Genomic DNA, 21,195 nt, shown 5'->3' with positions numbered 1-21,195 from the left:
TCCCGTGCGCTCACCGCATCCAGTTGCAGCCGCTTGACTCCATTGTACTCGCATGGCTCCCGGCCGACGCGATCAGCCGAAACGATAGACTATGACCTGGGGCTGGCCCGCATGGGACGGATCCTCGATCTCGACGCGAACGAACTTCATCGTGACGTGCGCGATACCGGACCGACGGAGCACATCGGCGTAGACCCGAGCCTGAAGCTCGTGGGTCGCTTGAAGCTCGTCAGACGACTCCGCCGCTGAGCCCCCTGTCTTGTAATCGATGACCAGAGCGCGATCGGGTCGGGTCGGGTCGGTCCCGAGCGCGTCGATCGCGCCTTGCGCGTAGGCACCGAAGCGCTCCCGCGCTTCGGCCATGCCCGATGAGAAGAACGCGACCTCTGCGCGAACGACAGGCCAGCAGAGCAGCTCCCTGCGAACATCTGAGTGCTGCCATCGAGCCAAAGCTGCCTCCAGACGCTCGCGCGGAGAGGCGCTGAGGCCCCAGGCGCGGCACAGGGCGTCGAGACGGCGGACCGGGACGGTATCGGCACCGTACTCGATCAGCCATTGCGCCGCCGCGTGAAATGCCGATCCCAACGCGGTGGGATCGACGGGCGGCTCCTCACCGGGTTTTCCCCACCGGCGAGAACGCCTGCGATCTGCGCGCTCGCCATCTGCGACACGATCCTCTCCCGCCTCTTGGAGCTCGGCCGCCATCGACGTGTAGCTGTAGCAATCCCGCGCGGTTTCGGCGGGCGCGATGCTGTGGGTCAGCGGCGCCGGATAGACGAGAGTGAACGTGTCGCGATCATCCGCGCCGCAGATGCCCGCCTCGGATGCGGACCCATCGGGTTCAGACCCTCCGGATGCGGCGGATGCGCTCTCGGCGGAAGCGACCTGCTGCGCGGCGGCCGCGCTCCCATAGCGCTCGCCTCGGTAGCAGAAATCAGTCAAGCAGATGAGTTCGAAATCGCCGGGAGCCGAGTTCGCCAAGACCAGGCGAGGAGCATCCAGCCGGTCCGCACCGGCCGGAAGAATCCGCTCGAGCACGCGACCGGTGAGATCGCGCTGGGGATCTATGTCGAGCTTCGCCTCGGCGCCCCGACCGACACCGGCGTCGAGCGCCAGGATCAGCAGATCCTGGGCGCGCGTCATCGCGACGTAGAGCAATCGGGCGCGCTCCTCGAGCGAGCGCTGGCGGTCCTGTTCGCGCATCGCGGCAAACGCGTGCGCCGCCGAGCCGGTCTCGCTCACCTCCTGCGCCTTCTCAAGATCGAACCAGCAGTCGCGGCCGTTGAGAAATCGGTTGAAGCGCCGCTTCACCTCAGCTGATGGAATTCTCGATCCATCTGGGGCGACCGCGGGCGGAAAGCGCGACGGGAGAGCGACCGCATCGACTGCGTCTCCTTCGCGCGACGTCTGAAAACGCTCGACGGACCTGCCGATCCCAAAGCAGTCGGCGACGGCCACGACGGGGAACTCGAGCCCTTTGGATGCGTGCACGGTCATGATGCGAACCGCGTCGCCTCCTCTCTCGTTGAGGACTCCGGGAGCCTGTTTGCCCGCCATGAAGCGATCGAGCTCGCGGGTGATGAGACGCGGCGCGTTGCCGACGCGTCCCTCGGCCTGCTCGATCGCGTCGAGCGCCTTGAGCACATTGGCGGCGGCTGCCGTGCCCTCCGGACCGCGCGCGGCCAGACGGGTCATCCACCCCGACTCATTCACGACATCGCGCATGAGCCCGGCGAAGGGATCGCGACCGACTCGTCGCAGCGCGCCGCGCATGATGTCGCGCGCGCGCCTGACAAGCGGCAGATCGCTGAGGCCCGAGGCATCCTCATCGCTCATGAGACCGACCTCGACACCGCGCCGGGATATCTCCCCCGTCTTCGGATCGACCGCGGTCGCGAGCGCCAGAAGCTCTTGGGCGCCGAGTCCGAACAGCGGCGAGCACAGAGCCGGCACGAGACCGTCTGCCCCATCTGCGGGATTGGCGAGAGCGCGGGCCAGCGCGCGAACAGAGCGTGCCTCGATCGTTCCGGCGAACACGGATCCGCCCGCGATGACGGCGCTGAGGCCGCGGGAGCGAAGAGCTCGGGCGTAGGTATCGGCCCATGTCATCTTTCCGAGCAGGATCACCATGTCAGCTGCGGGCTGACCACCTTGAGCGAGCGCTTGGAAGCGCGCGGCGATCGCCTCGGCCCTCGCCTCGGCGCGCTCCGGAGCCCCTCCGCCGGCCACAAGAACCGCTCGACATCTTGTCGCATCGGATGGAACAAGCAGGTTTCGGCGATCATCGTGGGCCTCGAGATCGAGAAAGTCGGCCATGAGCCCGCCCTTGCTGCCATCAAAGACCTGTTTGACGAAGGCCAATATGTCAGCATGGCTCCTGAAATTGCGGACGAGCTCGACGAGGCGCGCGTCGCCGTCCTTCCGGCTCAGCGCCGCGACCGTCTCGCCGGCCTTACCACACTGGCCGCTTCGAAGCCGCATCTCGCGCTCACGGCGTCGGAAGACCTCCACCTCCGCACCGCGGAAGCGGTAGATCGATTGCTGCGCATCTCCCACCGTGCACAGCGCGCGGCAGCCCTGTCCGACCAGCATATCTATGAGATCGACCTGAAGCTGATCGGTGTCCTGGAACTCGTCGATCATGACGAGGCGAAACCTGCCCTGATACGCCGCTTTAAACGTCTCGTTGTCGCGGAGCGCGCGCCATGTGAGTCGCAGAAGGTCGTTGTTGTCGAGCAGCGATCGCCGCCCCTTGAGCGCGCGGTACTCGTCCTCGACGTCGCGCGCCAGACCTGCAAGCGCGTCGATGGCACCGGTGCCGCAGAACAGCCAGCCGTTCACGAACGTCTCGGCGATCTCGGCTTTCAAGGCTGCGATATTCTCTGAGGAAAACACCTTGCTCGCGTGACTCGGAACCTCGCACGCCATCATGCAGGAAACGAGATCGTCCAGTCGATGCTCACTGCTCTCGAAGCGCTCGAGGGCGTCCAGCGCCCGCTTGGCGATCCGACTTGCGGCAGGCGTCGCGTCGAGCAGCGGGCGATAGGCGTCGGCGAGCGAAGCGGTGTCGGCGTATCCGCGCGCCAGGTGCACCGAATCCATACCAGCCGGCAGCGCGCTCGAGAGCTCGAGAAGGCGACGCACGAGCTTTCTCAGGCTGGTACCCGCCTCCCTGCCGTCCGGAGCCATCTCGCCTTGCGGCGGATACCATCTGACCAGCTCGTGAAGACCCCTCCACGCGCCCTCCGTGTCCGCCGCAGCCTGCGAATCCGCCTGAACGGCGCGCTTGGAGGCGAGCTCCGCGCGGACGAGCACATGCTCGACGGCAGCATCCATGAGCTCATCGGTATCCTGAAGGATGGAGAACTCGGGGTCGATGCCCAACTCGAGCGCATGGGCGCGCAGCATGCGGGCGCACATGCCGTGAATCGTGGATATCCACGCGTCATCGATGGCGAGCGCCTCGGTCCTCATCCCCTCTTCGATGAGCGCCGCTCGAACGCGCTCGCGGATCTCCTGGGCCGCATCCCGTGTGAAGGTGATGGCCAGGACCTGATCCAAGCTGTCGAGATAGGGACCGGACCGCTCGGAGAGCGCCCACAGGATGCGGCGGGTGAGGGTGAACGTCTTTCCCGAGCCCGCCCCGGCCGAGACGAACAGCGGGCAATCAAGCGCGCGGACGATCTCGCGCTGCCGCTCCATGAGTCCTGCGAGGTCCATCGCTCACGCCTCCCGTCTATCGAAGCCGAATGGATGATTGAAACCGCAGCTCGGTCGTGGTTTCGGCGCCGCTCGGATATCGCCGGCCCGAAGCTCGGCGAGGCGCAGCTCAACTGCGGTCTCGACGCGGTCGAGCAGCTGATCGAACGTGAGCGACCCTTCCGGGCCGGGAAAGCCCTGCTTCATTCCGGGGATGCGACCGTCGTGGGGCTCCTGCTCGCAAAGCTCCTCTGATGCCGCTCCACGCATCTGAGGTGCGCCTTTCGTGGCAAGGTAGAGCGCGGCGCGCACGTCCAAGCCGAGTGCTCGGCGACATGCTTGGGCGTAGATGAGCGTCTGGGTGTGCTCCGGCAGCCAGCGCGGGTCCACGGCCGCTGCAACTCCGTGCCCGTCTGGAATCGTCGGGTCCGTGAGGCCGAACTGACCGGCGTTGGCTCGGTGCTTGTAATCGATGATCACGGCGCGTCCCTGCGCATCGGAGTCCACTCTGTCGATGCGACCGCCGAGCGGCCAGGCGGCATAGGTCACGCCCAAGGCGTCGAAGGAGTACTCGAGCCAGCGCGGAGCGAAGGGCGCGAGCACATCGGCCTCGAAGCGCACGACATTGGCGATCTGCGCCTCGAGCTCGTCGATCTCGAGCTCCTCGATCTTGGAATGAGCGATGAGAGCTCCGGAGCTCGAAGTCGAGCCGCGCGCGTGATCCGCGCGCACGCGCTCGAGCACGCCGGAGAGCACCTCGAGAGAGCGGGCGAGATTCTCCGGCCTCACCCGCCGCTCGCCCAGATCGATGAGCTGCTGATGGAACAGATGCATGACATCATGGACGAAGTTGCCCTTCTCCATGTTCGTGAACCCCGCATCCAGATGCTGCGGTCGAATTCGCTGGGAGATGAACCAGCACAACGGGCAGGCGGCGTAGGTCTCGATCTGCGAGGCGGACAGACGCCGGGGGACGAGGGACGAGCGCGGCTCATCCGGTGCGCGCTGCAGGGGAACGAGATATCGAACGGCCTGAGGGCTCAGATGCTGCGGATCGAGGCAGCTGACACGCTCCGATCGCATCCCCGAACCCGCATGGGGATCCAGATCGCCGACGATATCGCCCTCTCCGATCTCGGAGAGGGCGCCGCCCGCCGCCGAGCGGCTGAGCGCGAGCTCGGTCCAGATCGCCGCCGGGTAGCGATCCTGCCCCTGCGCGTCATGGGTCACGCGTGCGAGCACCACCCGATCGACCAGATCCGAGACGCGGCCGAACTCATCGCGCAGCCTCGCGACGGGCTCGAGGGCGACGACGGTCCGATCGAGCCGCTCGGCGATCGAGGCGAGGGGCCCCTCCTCGCACGAAAGGGGATAGCTGCTCTGGTCCACGTCGGCGAAAAAGACGCCGCGAACCGAGCCCGGCTCAAGCAACGCGGCCTCCGCAGGCGTCACAAACAGCGCTTGACCGCGGTATCGCGTGTCGACGGCGCTCGATGCGCTCACGGAAAGCTCGACAGTGAGACCGGTGAGCACGGTCGCGGCAACGGTCTGGTTCACACCCAGATCGCCGGCCGCCATGTCGAGCGCATCTGCTGCGCGCGTCGCCATGGTCTGCTCCAGAAGCGCCCTGATCCGACCGTCCGCGGTCCCCATGGCCGAGGACGGAAGAGCGCGAGCCACCTCCGCGATCGCACGCAACGCGGATATGTATCTGCCTTCGGTGATGCGTCGAAAAACATCGGCGCAGATCGTCGGAACGCCCGACCACGGATTCGTGGACGCCAGACGGTCGCGCGCCGAGCGGGTACGGCTCTGCACACCCTGAAGATCGCGCAGGACCCTCTCGGGGTCGAGCGCCCGCTTGGATCGGATTCTCTTGTCGAAGCGACATGCCGCGTCCGCGAGGGCACCCGACAGCGGCGAGCGCAGCCAATCCGAGAGCTCCGGTGCGGGCCACCACTCCGATGCGCTCGCGATACCGCGATCGAAGTCCTCCATGCGCGATGCGAGATCGGTGAGAGCCGCGAGGTGACGTCCGACACTCGTTTCGGAAAATGCGGCGACGATTCTGGCTCTCGAAGCGATTCCCAAAGCCGCCAGTCTCGGAGCGAGAGCCTCGAAGAGGGCGCCCGGGCCGGTCGAGACCACCGCGATTCGCATCTGCTGCGCGTCCTCGGCGTCCATCATGTCCGCGATGGCGCGCGCGTATGCGGCATCGCGAGCATGAGGACCTGCGACCTCGAAAAATGTCAGCGGTGTCTCTTCGCCCGTCTGCGCAGACGAGATCGCGGCCGTCTCGATGAGCGCATCGTCTATCTCGATCCGCACCTCTGGATCCGCGCCGAGAAACGCGGGACGCAGATGCGCGATCAGGGGCTCCTGTTCTTTGTCGATCAGGATGCAGACATCGCCGTGCGCCGCGACGGCTGCCAGAAGACTCACCAGATACGCGGGGAACTCCGTCACATCCCGAAGCACGATGACGCGCGCGCGAGCCGGCAGCTCGCGGGCGAACGAGGTGCTCAGAATCCCGGCAGCCGCTGCGGGCTCGATCGAATCCAACTCGCCGAGCAGCCTGGTGTACTCTTCCATGAGGGAGCGAATGCACTCCAGGGAATTCGAGGTCGGTGCCGTATCCTCTAAGATATAGGCAGATAGATCGCACGCCATGCGCGCTATCAGATGAACGGTGCCCGCGGTGTCTGTTAGCGGCGCGAGATCAGCTGAGGTGCGCTCGCTGAAGATGCGCGCGATCAGAAACTCGCGCTCCAGAGACGTGATCGGATGGGTGCCGTCCCCGAAAACCTCCCACAGCTCGCAGATCCAGGATATGGGCGTGCTGACCTCAACGCCCATGCCGATACCCGCGCGGGCGAGCTCGCGACGACGCGCATCGCGTGCGGGGGCAGATGGGACGAGCAGCGTGATCTGAGCGTCGCTCGCCCGTCGCTCAGAGATGAATGCGAGCTCTTCAGCTGTGAGCCCTGCGCGAGCGCGTGTGCGCGAGAAACGAACAGACATGATCCTCCATCTTCGGTGCGCTTCAGTTCCCGCTCGCAGCCGCGAGCGAAGAGGCGCTGCAGCCATGTGTGGTCTCACGAGATGTCATGAGATGGTCCGGTGCATGCCGGAATCGAGGAGACCCTCGCTTCACCAGCTCCCGTCCTCGAGTTTGACCAGCAGCCTTCGATACCCTCCGCAGCTGCCGTTCAACGCCTTGGACACGCGGCAGACGGTCGTCGAGGAGGCACCCGTGCGCGCCTGCACTTCAACATAGGGGGCGCCCTCGTCAAGAAGACGGGCGACCTGAAGGCGCTGTGCGAGCTCGCAGATCTCGCGCGGCGTGCAAAGATCGATGAGCAGGGCGGCGCAGTCTTGCACGTCGCTCAAAGAGCAGAGCGCGCATGCCAGCTGCTCCACATCGGAGCGCTCAAACAACCTCTCGTTGTCCATGGAAGATACCACCGCATCTGTTCGGGAAATGACTCGACGCGATCGCCGGCACCGGCTGCACCTTGCATGCGCAATCCGCGCGAGCGCTTGCTGAAAGGCAGTTTAGCACACCGAGATGCCGACGCGGGCGCGGCAGCACCGCCGATGCCGAACCGATCTGAAACGCCGCGCCCGTCCATGGGAACAAGGCGAGTGAGAAGAAGCTGCGGAGATGCGAGCTCGTGGTCACCGGCGTTTGCCCGGGGCGGCCGGGCGCTTTGCTATAATCAAGATCCTCGATCGTTTGGAGACGACCACCTATGAGATTTCTGCTCAACTGGATCACCACCTCGCTGGCGATCGCCATCGCCGTGAACGTCGTTCCCGGCATCGTTCCGTTCGGCTCTGCCGAGCCTTGGATGAGCTTCTTGTTCGTCGGGCTGTGCCTGGGTATCGTTAACGCATTCATAAAGCCGATCGTGACGATCGTGTCGCTGCCCTTCACGCTCGTGACGCTCGGCATATTCCAGCTTTTTATCAACAGCTTCATGTTCGAGCTGGCAAGCTGGCTCTCAAAGAACCTGTTTGGAACCGGCATCATCATCTCGAGCTTCTCCGCGGCCTTTCTCGGAGCGCTCGCCGTGAGCGTCATATCAAGGATCCTGCACGCGATCATCAGAGACTGAGACCTCACCTGGTCGCGCTGTCGTCTGTCGCGCATCAGGTGCGGCGATCGCCATCTTGGGGCTGCGCATGAGATCTGCGATGGTGACACCTTCGAGGTAGGTCCTCACCAGAGAATCAAGCCCCTCCCACATCGCAAGAGTGCGACATCTCGATGCCCGATGGCAGCCTGTGGATCGCCCCTCAAGACATGGAACCGCCGAGATGCTGCCCTCGGTGAGGGTCAGCACCGACATGACCGTGCAGCGCCGAGCGTTTCGAGCGAGCCGGTATCCTCCGCCCCGACCGCGTCGACCCAACAGAAGGCCGTGCTGGACCAAGCTCGACAGGATGCTCTCGAGATACTTCTCTGAGATGCTCTGGCGATCCGCGATCTGCTTCAAGGGGATGTAGCCTGCGGCTTGATGCTCTGCGAGATCGACGAGCGCTCTGAGAGCATGGCGACCCTTCGTCGAGACCAGCATCGGCACCTCCCATCCCATCTCACCCGACGCCGCTGCGGGCGCACGCCGTTGGCGCGAACGACGAGCACAAGATGCTCGACGCGCTCGGCCGACGCCCTCGCTTGACATGTCTGCGGGGCCAGTGTTTAATCATCCGTATAAACCTATATATCTATAGAATTTATAGGTATAGATTAACGCATCGAGCAGGAGGCTGCAATGAGCGCCCTTCGCACATCTATCGACCAGCTGATCGGTCGCACGCCGATGCTGGAACTCACCCGCATCGAACAGGAGTACCACCTGAAGGCGCGCATTCTCGCCAAACTCGAGCTGTTCAACCCCGCCGGTTCAATCAAAGACCGGGTGGCTCGAGCGATGCTGGATGACGCGGAGCGCAGCGGTCGCCTGCGTCGAGGCTCAGGTGCCACCGTTATCGAGCCCACATCAGGCAACACCGGCGTCGGCATCGCTTCGGTCGCAGCGGCCCGCGGTTATCGCGTCATCATCACCATGCCCGATTCGATGAGCGTCGAGCGGCGGCGTCTCATGAGGGCATACGGTGCCGAGCTGGTGCTCACCGAGGGCGCCGCCGGAATGAACGGTGCCATCGCCAAAGCCGAGGAGCTTGCCGCGCGCATCCCGGGGAGCATCATCTGCGGACAGTTCACCAACCCGGCGAACCCCCGTGTCCACTATGAGACAACGGGGCCGGAGATCTGGCAGGATACGGATGGTTCCGTCGATGTATTCGTTGCCGGCGTGGGAACGGGTGGCACCATCACCGGCGTGGGACGCTATCTCAAGGAGCGCAACCCGCGCGTTCGCGTCGTCGCGGTGGAGCCCGCCGGATCGCCGATGCTCTCGCGGGGCGAATCCGGTGCGCATGAGATCGAGGGCATCGGCGCGGGATTCGTCCCCGAGGTGCTCGATACGAGTATATACGACGAGGTCATCACCGTAGACGACGATCGCGCTCTCTCAATGGGCCGCCGAATCGCCCGCGCAGAGGGACTGCTCGTCGGGATCTCCTCGGGCGCGGCCGCATGGGCGGCGATGCAGCTCGCGAACCGCGCTGAGAACAGCGGCAGAACCATCGCGGTCGTGCTGCCCGACACCGGAGAGCGATATCTATCGACATCGCTGTTCAGCGCTTGAGCGCTTGTCGCGCGCGCTGAGATGGAGGGCTCCGCCAACCGCAGCGGGTCACAAGCGCTTTGCGCGTCGTTCAGCGGATCGCGCATGCAAAGATGTTTTGAGGGGGATCCGAATGACCAGAAAGCAGAGCGTCCTCGTCGCGATGAGCGGCGGCGTCGATTCCAGCGTCGCCGCCCATCTTCTGCTTGAGAGGGGCTACACCTGCATAGGTGCGACCATGAGCCTCTATGACGAGACCACCATGGGACGCGATCCCGAGGGCATCTGCGGTTGCGCCGATGATGTCGCAGACGCCCGCGCGGTCTGCGCCCGCTTGGGTATCGAACACCGCGTCTTCGATTTCAAGGATCTCTTTGAGCGCAGGGTCATCGATCGGTTCGTCGAGCAGTACCTGAGCGGCAGGACACCGAACCCCTGCGCGGATTGCAATCGCGCGCTGAAGTTCGGCGCGCTGCTCGATCGCGCGCTCGAGATTGGGTGCGACTTCATCGCAACGGGGCACTACGCGCGGATCGAGACCCGTGAGGACTCCGAAGAGGGAACGGGAGAGGGCGCGCGCCTGCTGCGCTGCGCGACCGATATCTCGAAGGATCAGAGTTACATGCTCTACTCGCTGGGACAGGAGCGGCTGCGTCGCGTGCTCTTGCCCTTAGGCGAGCTGATCAAATCACGCGATGTGCGCCGCATAGCACGCGAGCAGGGATTTCCCAACGCAAGAAAAAAAGACAGCCAGGGGATCTGCTTCATCGCGGACAGAGACTTCGCCGACTTCATCGAGAGGCGGGTCGGCGCCGCCTTGCCAGCGGGAGACATCCTCGACGGTACCGGAGCGGTGCTGGGGCGTCATCGAGGCGCGATCAGATACACGATCGGCCAACGAAAGGGTCTGGGTGTCGCAGCCGGGCACCCTCTGTTCGTCACAGCGCTCGATGCGCGATGCAACACGGTGACCCTGGGAGAGCAGCGGGAGCTTCGCGCTGACGCACTCATCGCCGAGGGGTGGATCTGGACCATGCCCGCGGAGGAGATGGAGCATCGTCTCGCACGCGAGCGGGAACAAGGTCTTCATGTGCTGGCGCGAACGCGCTACCACCAACGCGCTCAAGCGGCGCGTATGAGCCGGTTGGGGCGAGACGATCTGATGCGAATCGTGTTCGATGAGGCCCAGTACGCTATCGCCCCCGGACAGGCGGTGGTCGTCTATGATGACGACATCGTGCTCGGCGGAGGAACCGTGCGCTCGACTGCGGGCTGAGTGCAGCGGAGCGGCTCAGCTGCAGTGGCGCCACTCGCTATCGGTCAACATGCGCGCCAGCGCGATTCCCATCGGCAAGAACATGAGGATCATGGATGCACGGACGATCCACTCGGTTGCCTGGAGCACCTGAAACGCTCCCATGCAATACACCGCTCGGTACATGTAGAGCCCGGGAACCATGATGACGATGGAGGGCACGGTGATCGAGATGCGCGGGAAAGATGTGCGCGAACCGATCGCAGAGGCCAAAAGTCCAGCCATCGTCGCTCCCAGCAGCGCACCCATCTCTGGAGTCACGAAGGTGTAGTCGACCAAGGTGAGGCGCACGACATTGGAGATCGCGCCGACGACGGCGGCGGTGAGCGCGATGGAGCGCGGCGAGTTGAACAGGAACGAGAACCCATATACGCCGATGAAACTCATAACCGCTCGCAGGCCGGCCTGCTGGATCGGACCGAGACCAGAGGGCGCGAAGTCATCGGGATGAAGATGCACGAGCGTGGCGATCAACCAAGCGACCATCGCTGCGACGATCATGGCCGACAAGGCGTAGAACATTCGCTCGATACCCGATCTCATGTCAAGCTTGGCGATGTCGAGACCGCTCGTGATGAGCGGAAATCCCGGAACGATGAACAGAAGCCCTCCGATGTATCCCGCCTCGTGCTCCATGGCATCGGGGATGAAAAGCGACGCCGCACTCAGACAGCCCAGATAGACCAAGCAGGCAACCGCGACGCTCATGCCGATGCAACCGAAGTGGGTTATGCGCCTATCCGTCATGATCTTGCGCGTAGCGCATCCGAGACCCGAGGCGAAGAAGGCGCAGACCGTCTCGAGCACGCCGCCTCCGAGAAGCAGAACGAATGCAGCGCAGGCGAACGCGACGACCAGGGAGATCCGCCAAGGAGCGTAGCTCAGAGGCCGGTGCTCGATACCATCCATGAGCCCATGGAACTCGTTGACTGAGAATTCCTTGCCGAGCACGGAAACCTCGTTGACGAACTTGGCCATGTACCAGATACGCTCGGTATTGATAGCCGGAGCGGGAATGTTGACCACTTCGGAGAACGCCCCGCTGGCATCGAAGCAGGTGCACTCGATCGCGGTCAGCCCCACGTTTGCCGTGCAGGTGACGCCGAGCACCTGCGCGACGCTGTTCATGGAGTCTCGGACGCGCCAGCTGCCCGCACCGCCGCCCAGGAGCAGCAACCCGACGCGGCACACGATCGAGGACTTGTCCGCGATACTCGCCTCGACAGCAAGCTGCTCGCCGTCATCGAGCACCTCATGCCACTGCACAGACATGTGATTGCTGCGCTTCGGATGATGAATTCTCTCCTCGGGCACACCGCGCATGTGGTCGAGGGCCACGCGCATGATAGCCGCCGCGTGGCCGCGTGCACCGAGGCCACCCTCGGATACGCGCGCCTGCTCGGCCCGACCGCGCTCGGAGCGCGCGGCGGCTCGTCTTCCCTGCTGCGCTGTTCTGCTCGCCTTCATCGCCATACTCCGCCCGCCATGTGTCAGCCCCCTCTGCTTTCGTGCTCTGCCATCGTCTTCGCTGATTCGTTGTGCGCCTCGGTAAATGAGATCTCCTGAAGCCTAGCGCCTTCCGCCGCCGTCACCGGGACGACGACTCGCGCCGCCCGATCGCCCGCGTGGGGAGCCGCCGGTATCCGTGCGCCCCCCGCCGCCAGAACGGCCACCGCGTCGCGTGCGCTCCTCGGGCAGATCGCGATTGCGCCAATCATGATCGCGCGAAGGCCGCTCTGCTCGCCTGGACCGGCCGGCATCGCCACCGCGAGCGCCCTCGCGACGAGTGCGCGAGCGATCGGAACGCGGCGAGCGATCGGAACGGCTGCTGCGGGCCGCGGCGTCGCCATCAGCAGCACCTGATCGCACTCGCGCCCTGCCCGGCCGCTTCGGGCGAGATGGTCTCGGTTGAGCGGACTCGCGATGCTCTCCCACCGAAGCGGCTTTGCCAGCCGACTCCGAGCGGCGGCGCGGCCGAGATTCCTCGCTGGATCCGCGTCTGCTTCTCTGCGTCTTTGCGCCTGAGCGCGATCTGCTCCGTTTCGTGCGGCGCCTGCCCCCGCGAGCGAGCGGAACGCGCTCAGGGTCGATCACGGGGGCATTGCCTCCCACGTCGATCCCTTGCGCATCGTAGATCTCCGCAGTCTTGCCCATCAGGGACTCGATGTCGTAAAACTCATCGATGTCTTGGCGGGTCACGAACGTGAGCGCCCAGCCGACCTCGCCGGCGCGGCCGGTGCGGCCGATGCGGTGGATGTAATCGATGGGCTCGCCGGGAACGTCGAAGTTAACGACGTAGCGGACGTCGCTTATGTCGATGCCGCGCGCGATGACATCGGTTGCCACCAGCACGTCGCTTCGGCCGTCTCGAAACGCCTTGAGCGCGCGCTCCCGCTGTGCCTGAGATCGATCGCCGTGGATGGCGGCAGCCGAGATCCCCGCATGGGTCAGGCGGCGGCAGCAGGAATCAGCTCGGTGCTTGGTGCGCATGAACACGATGACGCGGCTCGCGCCCTCGCGCTTGAGCACCTCGACGAGCACGTCGTTTTTAGAGTCGAATGAGACCGGCAAGACGAACTGGTCCACCGTGTCAGCGGTCGAGGTGGCAGCCGCGATCTCGACGCGCACAGGGTCGCGGACCAGATCCCTGATCGATCCCAACGTCTTCTCATCCAAGGTGGCAGAGAACAAAAGCGTCTGTCGCTCAGGCGGAGTGAGAGCAACGATCTGTTTGACCGAAGGAAGAAATCCCATGTCAAGCATGCGATCAGCCTCGTCTATGACGAGAATCTCGACTTCGCTGAGATTGCAGACACCCTGGTCGATGAGATCGATCAGGCGACCGGGTGTGGCAACCAAGATATCGCAACCACGGCGCAGCGCGCTCTTCTGCGGATTGTAACCAACACCCCCCACCACGGTCACGGCGATGTGCTTGGTACGGGTCGCGATCTGGGTGCACACGCTGTCGATCTGCTGGGCGAGCTCGCGTGTCGGGGTGATGATGAGCATCTTGGGGCCCCGCCCCTCAGCCGATCTGCGGCTGCGGCCCTGGTGGACCACATGGCCGAGATTGCTCATCGCAGGCAGCAGAAACGCCGCCGTCTTGCCCGTTCCGGTCTGGGCCGCCGCCAGTATATCCCGTTTGGCCAGCACGCTTGGAATCGAGGCGGCCTGCACGGGGGTGGGCGTCGTGTAGTGAAGGCCGCGAACAGCCTTCAGAATGATGTCGGGAAGACCCAGGTCTTCAAAACCCGGCTCCTTCTTTCCCGGTGCAGCGTCCTCGGCTCCATCGACGCCGAGCGCTTCGCTCGTCTGCGGCGAGGCGATCATCTCGTCGGCACAAGCTTGCTCGACCATCGCGGCATCGACCTCTTCGGCGATCTCCGTCGGATCGAGGGGACCTTCGTGTTCAATTTCATGCATGTAGACTGTTCCATTCCGCGCCGGGCGAAGGCGCGCATGCGCGTGCATGCGAGCGGCGATACGGCGCCTCTAGGTATATAGGGATGCTGTTCATACGCGGCGGATCACAGAGACGCGCATGCCGGTGGAGAGACGCGCACCGGTGGCGCGGGACATGCGATGGAGCAGGTTCCGCCGGAGCAGTAGTATAGGGGTTTGCTCGATCGACGTGGTGACAGTGATGTGGAGATCACCCGAATCCCATGTTTGATGAGAGGGCGCTCTGGTCAGTGCTTGCCCTTCCAACCCTGTCGTTTGCGTCCGCCGCCGAACACCGAGCCCTTGCGCGACCGTGCGCGCAGCCGCTCGATGATCTCGTCTTCCGAGCCGCCCTCCACGATAGCCCGCAGGTGCACGATGCCGTCGCGCAGCCGAGCGGCCTCCTCGAAATCCATGCCCTCCGAGGCTGTCTTCATATCCTCTTCCATCGTGGCGATGATGCGCACGAGATCATCGTGGGGAAGCTCTGCAAGCTCCTCGGCGAGCCTGCGGCCGGCCGTCTCGTCAAGCTGCTCGTCTGAGCCCTCCCCGGTCGGCGTGAAGAACTCGCCGTGTCCGAGCGAGTCGCCGCGAGAGCGATCGCGCCGACCGACGCTCTGCGCAGCCTCGGATATGAAGCTTGAGATATCGTTGATGGCCTTGCGCACGGTCTCGGGCCTGATGCCGTGCACCTCGTTATAGCGCTCCTGCAGATCGCGTCGACGCGCCGTCTCCTGAATCGCCTCGCGCATCGAGTCGGTGATTCTGTCCGCATACATGATGACCTCACCGCCGGCGTTGCGCGCCGCGCGTCCGATCGTCTGGATGAGCGATCGCCGGTTGCGCAGAAAGCCCTCCTTGTCGGCGTCGAGGATCGCCACGAGCGATACCTCGGGCAAATCGAGCCCCTCGCGCAAAAGATTGATGCCCACCAGCACGTCGATCGAACCGCGTCGGAGATCGCGCAGTATCTCGACGCGATCGAGGGTCGCCGTATCCGAATGCATGTAGTTGACCTTCACGCCGGCATCCAGGAAGTGGTCGGTCAGGTCCTCGGCCATGCGCTTGGTCAGCGTGGTCACGAGAACCCGCTCATGCCGCTCGGCGCGCTCCTTGATCTCGTCGAGCAGATCATCGATCTGGCCGCGCACCGGCCGAACGCTGATCTTGGGATCGAGCAGCCCGGTCGGTCGGATGATCTGCTCGACGTTGTTCTGGCTCACGCGCAGCTCGTAATCGCCCGGCGTCGCGGAAACGTAGACGAACTGAGGGATCCGCGCCTCGAACTCATCGAAGCGCAGCGGGCGGTTGTCGAGGGCCGAAGGCAGCCGGAAGCCGTGCTCGATCAAGGTCACCTTGCGCGAGCGATCCCCCTCGTGCATGCCGCGGATCTGCGGCACGGTCACATGGCTCTCATCGATGATGCAGAACATGTCCTTTGGAAAATAGTCGATGAGCGTATAGGGTGGCTCCCCCGGTTTGCGACCGTCCAGATGACGCGAGTAGTTCTCGATCCCGTTGCAGAATCCCATGGTCTCGAGCATCTCGAGATCGTAGTCGGTGCGCTGCTGGAGGCGCTGCGCCTCGAGCAGCTTGTCCTCGGCCTTGAGCTCGCCCACGCGCTCGGAGAGCTCGGCCTCGATCGTCTTGAGCGCGGCGGCGACCTTGGGCTTCTCGGTCACATAGTGCGACGCCGGCCACACGGGAATCGCATCGTACTCGCGTGTGATCTCACCGGTCACTTCATCGATCTCAGCGATGAGCTCCACCTCGTCACCGAAGAACTCGAACCTCAGAGGATGCTCCGCGTACGGGGGAAACACGTCCACCACGTCACCGCGCACCCGGAACGTGCCGCGCGCCAGATCGAAATCGTTGCGATCGTATTGGATGTCGATAAGGGCATGGATGAAGTCGTCGCGCTCGAGGGGCTGGGTCTTGTCCACGTTGGGCGCGAGCCCCGCGTAGTCCTCGGGGCTGCCGATGCCGTAGATGCATGATACCGAAGCGACAACGATGACGTCGCGGCGCGAGAGCAGCGAGGCGGTCGCCTGATGTCTGAGCATCTCGACCTCCTCGTTGATGGAGGAATCCTTCTCGATGTAGGTGTCGCTCGAGGGCACGTAGGCCTCGGGCTGGTAGTAGTCATAGTAGGAGACGAAGTAGACGACGGCGTTGTTCGGAAAGAACTCGCGCAGCTCGCTGGCGACTTGGGCGGCGAGCGTCTTGTTGGGCTCCATCACCAGAGCCGGCTTGCCGAGTGCCTCGATGGTCTTCGCCATCGTGTAGGTCTTGCCGGACCCGGTGACACCGAGCAGGACCTGATAGCGATCATTGTCGCGGATGCCCTCGACGAGCGAGGCGATGGCCTCCGGCTGATCGCCGGACGGCTCGAAGGGAGAGACGACTTCGAACCTCGCCGACTCGCCGGTCACGCCGAAACGGCGCAGCTCACCGCCGACTCGTTCGACCTCTGAGGATTCCATGGCCCGACCTCTCCTGTCCGTCTCGTGCGCCCCGCCGCGACCGGTGGAGCCGATGCGCGCTCGAAGGCGGCGCGGCTAATCTGCGAATTGATCCGAATGCAGATCAACGTATCTGGACTGCGCGGTTTTGACGCGGAGCAGATATGTCTGCGTTTCCGGGTAGGTGATCGCGTTGACCAGCACCGTATCCTCTTTTGCCCAAACCCTCACCTGTTCCATACCGGCATTGTATGCCAAGATCGCAAGATCGGTCGACCCATGAAAGCAAGTGATCAGATATGAGAGGTAGGCGCAGCCGAATTCGATGTTCGTCGCGGGATCATCGAGTTCGGATGCGCGATAGCTCCGGGAACTGACGATGCCGCGCTCGACCATCTCTTTCGCTGTGTCTGGCATGACCTGCATCAGTCCTCGAGCATCCTTTTGAGAGGTCACCGTGGGATTCCAGTTTGACTCAGCGCTGATGACCGCGCAGACAAGATAGGGATCGATGTTATGCGCCGCGCTCGAGCGCCTGATATACGTCTCGTATCTGATCGGGTAATAGGATCTCATCATAGACGCCGGAGCGAACGAGTACGTAGCTGCCGCCACTCCGAATATCGAGATGGCAACGAGCGGCAGCACCCGATACCAAGCGACGTTCCAAACCCACCTAAACATCACCTCTCACCTGCGCGAGAAAGCACGGCGAGCCATGCGTCGAGCTGGCGGACGAGACATCGGCCATCTTGGGAGTTGTCAAGCACGAAGCTCGCCTGCGCGCGCAACTCCGACTCGCTGGGCTGAAGGGCGCAGCGCCTATCAAAATCCCGGGGATCCATGCCCCGTCGCAGCGCGCGCGCACGTCGCACCTCCAAGGGTGCCGTGACGGCGACGACTTCATCGGCGACAGCACGGATATCACCTAGCGCGGAGGGCACCGAGACCTCGACGACCACGAGTCTGCTCGCGGCTTCATCCTCAGCAGCCGAACCCTGATCGTCGATTGTCTCAAGAAGCTCGCGGAGCCTTTCCCGAACGATTGGGTGGACGATCGCGTTGAGACGCTCCAGCTGCTCAGCTGACGCAAACGCACGAGAGGCGAGCTCAGACGTTCTGAGAGCGCCCTGCGCATCCAAGATGGCCTCGCCGAACGCACCAGCGAGCTCGGCCACGATATCCGATCCAGGACGATAGAGATCCTTTGCCACCTCGTCCAGATCGATCGTGCTCGCACCGAGATCCCTCAGATGGCGAACGACGGTCGATTTCCCCGAAGCCAGATTTCCAATGACAAAAACTTTGAACAAGTTTCATCCCTTAACGAAGCGGGCGGGCGCAGCAGCGACCAAAAAGCAGGTCATTCGTGTGTATTCTCACGCAACCCGCAAGCAAAGACCACCTCTTCGAGAGCATTCCCTCTGAACTACATGTCGGGGTCAGCAAATGAGCTCATCATGCTCTCAGGTATCTTGAGAGTTATTTCTACCCCCCGCTGCAGCTGAGCGCCGTCCTTGACCGAACGGAGATGATCTCGAGTTTCGATCAACAGCGAACAACCGCTCGGAGTGACGGAGCGGCTCTCACCGGGGAGGTCCGGCTAGCGCATGGCGCGCCGCGCGAGCGCCGCGGCGGCCACCGCGGTCCCCGCCGCCGCCAGCGCGCAGAGGCCCTGCGTCGGGACCGGTGCCGTCGCGCCGGTGCCCGGCAGCTCCGGGGCCCTCTCGTAGACCATGGTGAGGCGCACCGGGTCGCCCTCGACGGGCTGCCCGTCGACGAAGGCGTGATCGCGCTCGTCGATCACGATCTCATGCGAGCGCTCGGCTCGCTGGTAGCCCGCCGGCACCTCGGTTCCGAACAGGTGGTAGGTGCCCGGGACCAGACCGTAGAGGCGCAGCTCGCCGTCGGCGCCGGAGCGCTGCGGCCAGGACGCCCGCTCGGTCCTCGCCTCGTCGGTGTAGGCCTCGACCCCGGAGGCGGCGTCGCCGTCGCGCGAGCCCAGGACGTAGGCGGCCCCGGCCACCGGGGCGTCGCCCTCGGTGAGGCTGCGCACAATCAGAGACTTGGACACGGTGGTCTCCCACTGGGCATAGAGCACCTGGGAGCGAGCGGCGAGCACGAAGGGGTCGCCGGGGACGTAGGAGGCCCCTGAGCCGTCCGGCTCGGTGCTCCAGCGGGTGAACCGGTCGTAAGGTCGGCGAAAGCCGCACGCGGAGACGCTCACCGTGGCACCGGAACCCCCTCTGGTAGGAGCCGTGGAGCCGGCGGCGTCATCGGCGTTGGCCTCGTAGACGAGATGGAACGCCGGCTGCCACACATAGGCGTCGGCCATCGTCTTGCCATCGTAGGTCTCCATGAGCTCCTTCGCGCTGAGGACCCGCCCGAGCGGGACGGCCTCGGTGCCCTCCCCGATCGCTTGCCACATCCCGGTGTGCCCCTCGTCAGAGCGCGCCTCGCGAAGCTCGCACGACCCGCCGCTCTTGAACGCCCACCGCGCGCCGAGATCGATGCGCGACAGGGAGCGACAGTCTCGGAACATCCTAGACATGTCCGTCACCTTCGAGGTGTCGAAGTCGGTAAGGTCCAAGGAGGTCAGAAGGGAGCACCCGCAAAACATTTCGAACATGCGCGTCACCTGCGAGGTGTCGAAGCCGGAGAGATCCAGAGAGGACAGCTTGGAGCAATAGACGAACATCCAAGTCATGTCCTTCACCTTCGAGGTGTCGAAATCGGAGAGATCCAGAGAAGTCAGGGAGGAGCAGCGGTTGAACATGGATTCCATGCTCGTCACCTTCGAGGTGTCGAAGCCGGAGAGGTCCAGAGAGGTCAGGGAGGTGCAGCCGGTGAACATGGTGGACATGCGCGTCACCTGCGAGGTATCGAAGCCGGTGACATCCAGGGAGGGCAGGGAGGAGCAGTCGGTGAACATGTTGGACATGACCGTCACCTTCGAGGTGTCGAAGCCGGTGACATCCAGAGAGGGCAGGGAGGAGCAGCCGTAGAACATGAAGGACATGTCCGTCACCTGCGAGGTATCGAAGCCGGTGACGTCCAGAGAGGGCAGGGAGGAGCAGCTTTGGAACATCCGGGTCATATCCGTCACCTTCGAGGTGTCGAAGCCGGTGACGTCCAGGGAGGGCACCTTGGAGCAGCCGTAGAACATATTATCCATGGTCGTCACCTTCGAGGTGTCGAAGCCGGTGACGTCCAGGGAGGGCAGGGAGGAGCAGTCTTCGAACATGTAGGACATGCTCGTCACCTGCGAGGTGTCGAAGCCGGTGACGTCCAGGGAGGAAAGGGAGGAGCAGCCGGAGAACATGTAGGATATGTCCGTCACCTTCGAGGTGTCGAAGCCCGAAACGTCCAGCGAGGGCAGAGAGGAGCATCTGCAGAACATGTAAGACATGTCTTTCATGCTTGATGTGTCCCATCCCGACACATCCAAGGCGGTCAGCGATTTGCAATCGTAGAACATGGAGGAGGCGTCGGCGCACGCGGACATGTCCAGACCGGTGGCCTCGAATGCAACGAGTTTGCTCTTGTTGTAGTCGGTTCCCGCGAACCACTGCCGCGTGGACTCAGGGACGATGCCCTCGGTGCCGGGGTCCCCCTGAATGCGGACGCGCGTCAGACGCTGCTCGCGATAGTAAGCCCAAGGCGTCTCGTATCCCGCCTGGGTCATCCTCCCATGGCCGGAGATGGTGAGGACGCCGGCGTCATCGATGCGCCATCTCACGTCGCCCCCGTCGGAGGTCGCCATGATGCCCGAGGCGATCTCGGAGACGCTCTCTCCCCCCGGCTGTGCGTCCGGCGAGCGGTCAGCGCTCTCATCCGACTGATCGGCCCGCTCGCTCTGACCGGCGCCCGTTGCGCGCGCGGGATGCTGCGCGACGGACATGTCCACTCTCGTCTGCTCCGTCTGTCCGCTCTGAGCGGGATCGGCGCGAGCGTCGTCTCGATCCGCATCGTCGGCGGCAGCGGGCCGCGGATCCGCGTCGCTCCTCGCTTCTCGTTCGCCGCGGCGCAAATCGGAGCGCTCGATGGACGACTCTCCGCCTGCGTCCACTCCGTCGGCGACCTCAGCTGCAGCGGAACCATGCATCGAAACGATGAGGCCGACCGCCAGCACGCAGACAGCCGCGAGGACGAGCGCTCTGGCGAGCGCCCGTCTGACGCGGACGGCTCTTCTCATCATCATCGCTCCCCTCTCAGCGGCGCGCTCGCGGGTGCCCCTCCTCGATGCGCTCGACGGCGTCGCGGCATCTCCGCGATATGCTTCCTGCTCGATGGGATATTATACTATCATACAGTTCCGCTCAATCAGGACTCATCGTATCGTTCATCGCCCGAAGCTCCTCGTCCGAGCTCAGAGGGTGCGAGCTCGATTCAAGCATTTGTTGTCTTTGTGCATATGTCCATATTCATATTCCACTCATCAAGCGAGCAGCCTTTTGTCGCGCGCGCGATCCGAGCGCAGCGGCGCTGCAAAGTCGCAACAACACGGAGACGCCACCGCGATCCTGAAATCGGATTGGGTTCCTGCTGAGCAAATGATTGTAAAGATCGGTGAGTT

The 21,195-nt window shown here is 64.1% G+C and carries 13 protein-coding genes; 3 read left to right on the top strand and 10 right to left on the bottom strand.

The window, feature by feature from the left end; translation table 11 throughout:
- Window positions 1-72: 72 nt before the first annotated feature.
- From CORGL_RS03220 to CORGL_RS03210, 3 genes are all read right to left on the bottom strand, one after another.
- Window positions 73-3,720: a UvrD-helicase domain-containing protein gene (locus CORGL_RS03220; protein ID WP_013708485.1), complete on the bottom strand. Its 3,648-nt coding sequence runs from the start codon at window positions 3,718-3,720 to the stop codon at window positions 73-75.
- Between the two features lie 3 nt (window positions 3,721-3,723).
- Complete coding sequence (locus tag CORGL_RS03215; protein WP_013708484.1) at window positions 3,724-6,720, bottom strand: PD-(D/E)XK nuclease family protein; 2,997 nt, start codon at window positions 6,718-6,720, stop codon at window positions 3,724-3,726.
- A 129-nt stretch (window positions 6,721-6,849) separates the two neighbouring features.
- Window positions 6,850-7,152, bottom strand: coding sequence for a YerC/YecD family TrpR-related protein (locus CORGL_RS03210; protein ID WP_013708483.1), 303 nt, complete (start codon window positions 7,150-7,152; stop codon window positions 6,850-6,852).
- Window positions 7,153-7,451: 299 nt separating this feature from the next.
- Here CORGL_RS03210 and CORGL_RS03205 point away from each other — a divergent pair, with 299 nt between their 5' ends.
- Window positions 7,452-7,817 carry a phage holin family protein gene (locus tag CORGL_RS03205; protein ID WP_013708482.1) on the top strand — a complete coding sequence of 122 codons (366 nt, stop codon included), beginning with the start codon at window positions 7,452-7,454 and terminating at the stop codon, window positions 7,815-7,817.
- On the opposite strand, the gene CORGL_RS03200 is transcribed toward CORGL_RS03205, so the two are convergent.
- Window positions 7,785-8,279, bottom strand: a complete 495-nt coding sequence (locus CORGL_RS03200; RefSeq protein WP_013708481.1) for an RrF2 family transcriptional regulator — start codon at window positions 8,277-8,279, stop codon at window positions 7,785-7,787. The two genes, CORGL_RS03205 and CORGL_RS03200, sit on opposite strands and share 33 nt — an antisense overlap.
- Window positions 8,280-8,477: 198 nt before the next feature.
- Here CORGL_RS03200 and cysK point away from each other — a divergent pair, with 198 nt between their 5' ends.
- Both cysK and mnmA read left to right on the top strand, forming a co-directional pair.
- On the top strand, window positions 8,478-9,416 hold the full coding sequence (gene cysK, locus CORGL_RS03195; protein ID WP_013708480.1) for a cysteine synthase A: 939 nt from the start codon (window positions 8,478-8,480) through the stop codon (window positions 9,414-9,416).
- Window positions 9,417-9,528: 112 nt separating this feature from the next.
- On the top strand, window positions 9,529-10,671 hold the full coding sequence (gene mnmA, locus CORGL_RS03190; RefSeq protein ID WP_013708479.1) for a tRNA 2-thiouridine(34) synthase MnmA: 1,143 nt from the start codon (window positions 9,529-9,531) through the stop codon (window positions 10,669-10,671).
- Window positions 10,672-10,686: 15 nt separating this feature from the next.
- On the opposite strand, the gene CORGL_RS03185 is transcribed toward mnmA, so the two are convergent.
- The 6 genes from CORGL_RS03185 to CORGL_RS09340 form a co-directional block, all read right to left on the bottom strand.
- Entirely contained in the window at window positions 10,687-12,177 is a 1,491-nt protein-coding gene (locus tag CORGL_RS03185; RefSeq protein ID WP_013708478.1) for a threonine/serine exporter family protein, read from the bottom strand.
- Window positions 12,178-12,279: 102 nt separating this feature from the next.
- Window positions 12,280-14,136, bottom strand: coding sequence for a DEAD/DEAH box helicase (locus CORGL_RS03180; RefSeq protein WP_013708477.1), 1,857 nt, complete (start codon window positions 14,134-14,136; stop codon window positions 12,280-12,282).
- A gap of 266 nt (window positions 14,137-14,402) precedes the next feature.
- Window positions 14,403-16,640, bottom strand: coding sequence for an excinuclease ABC subunit UvrB (gene uvrB, locus CORGL_RS03175; RefSeq protein WP_013708476.1), 2,238 nt, complete (start codon window positions 16,638-16,640; stop codon window positions 14,403-14,405).
- Window positions 16,641-16,715: 75 nt separating this feature from the next.
- On the bottom strand, window positions 16,716-17,303 hold the full coding sequence (locus CORGL_RS03170) for a lytic transglycosylase domain-containing protein (protein ID WP_013708475.1): 588 nt from the start codon (window positions 17,301-17,303) through the stop codon (window positions 16,716-16,718).
- Window positions 17,303-17,932: a dephospho-CoA kinase gene (gene coaE, locus CORGL_RS03165; protein WP_013708474.1), complete on the bottom strand. Its 630-nt coding sequence runs from the start codon at window positions 17,930-17,932 to the stop codon at window positions 17,303-17,305. Before coaE ends, CORGL_RS03170 begins: the two co-directional genes overlap by 1 nt.
- A 290-nt stretch (window positions 17,933-18,222) precedes the next feature.
- Window positions 18,223-20,820: a BspA family leucine-rich repeat surface protein gene (locus tag CORGL_RS09340; protein WP_049777676.1), complete on the bottom strand. Its 2,598-nt coding sequence runs from the start codon at window positions 20,818-20,820 to the stop codon at window positions 18,223-18,225.
- Window positions 20,821-21,195 lie beyond the last annotated feature (375 nt).

Source organism: Coriobacterium glomerans PW2, from assembly GCF_000195315.1.
GTDB classification, from domain to species: Bacteria; Actinomycetota; Coriobacteriia; order Coriobacteriales; family Coriobacteriaceae; genus Coriobacterium; species Coriobacterium glomerans.
This window is presented reverse-complemented; position numbering and strand designations above follow the sequence as displayed.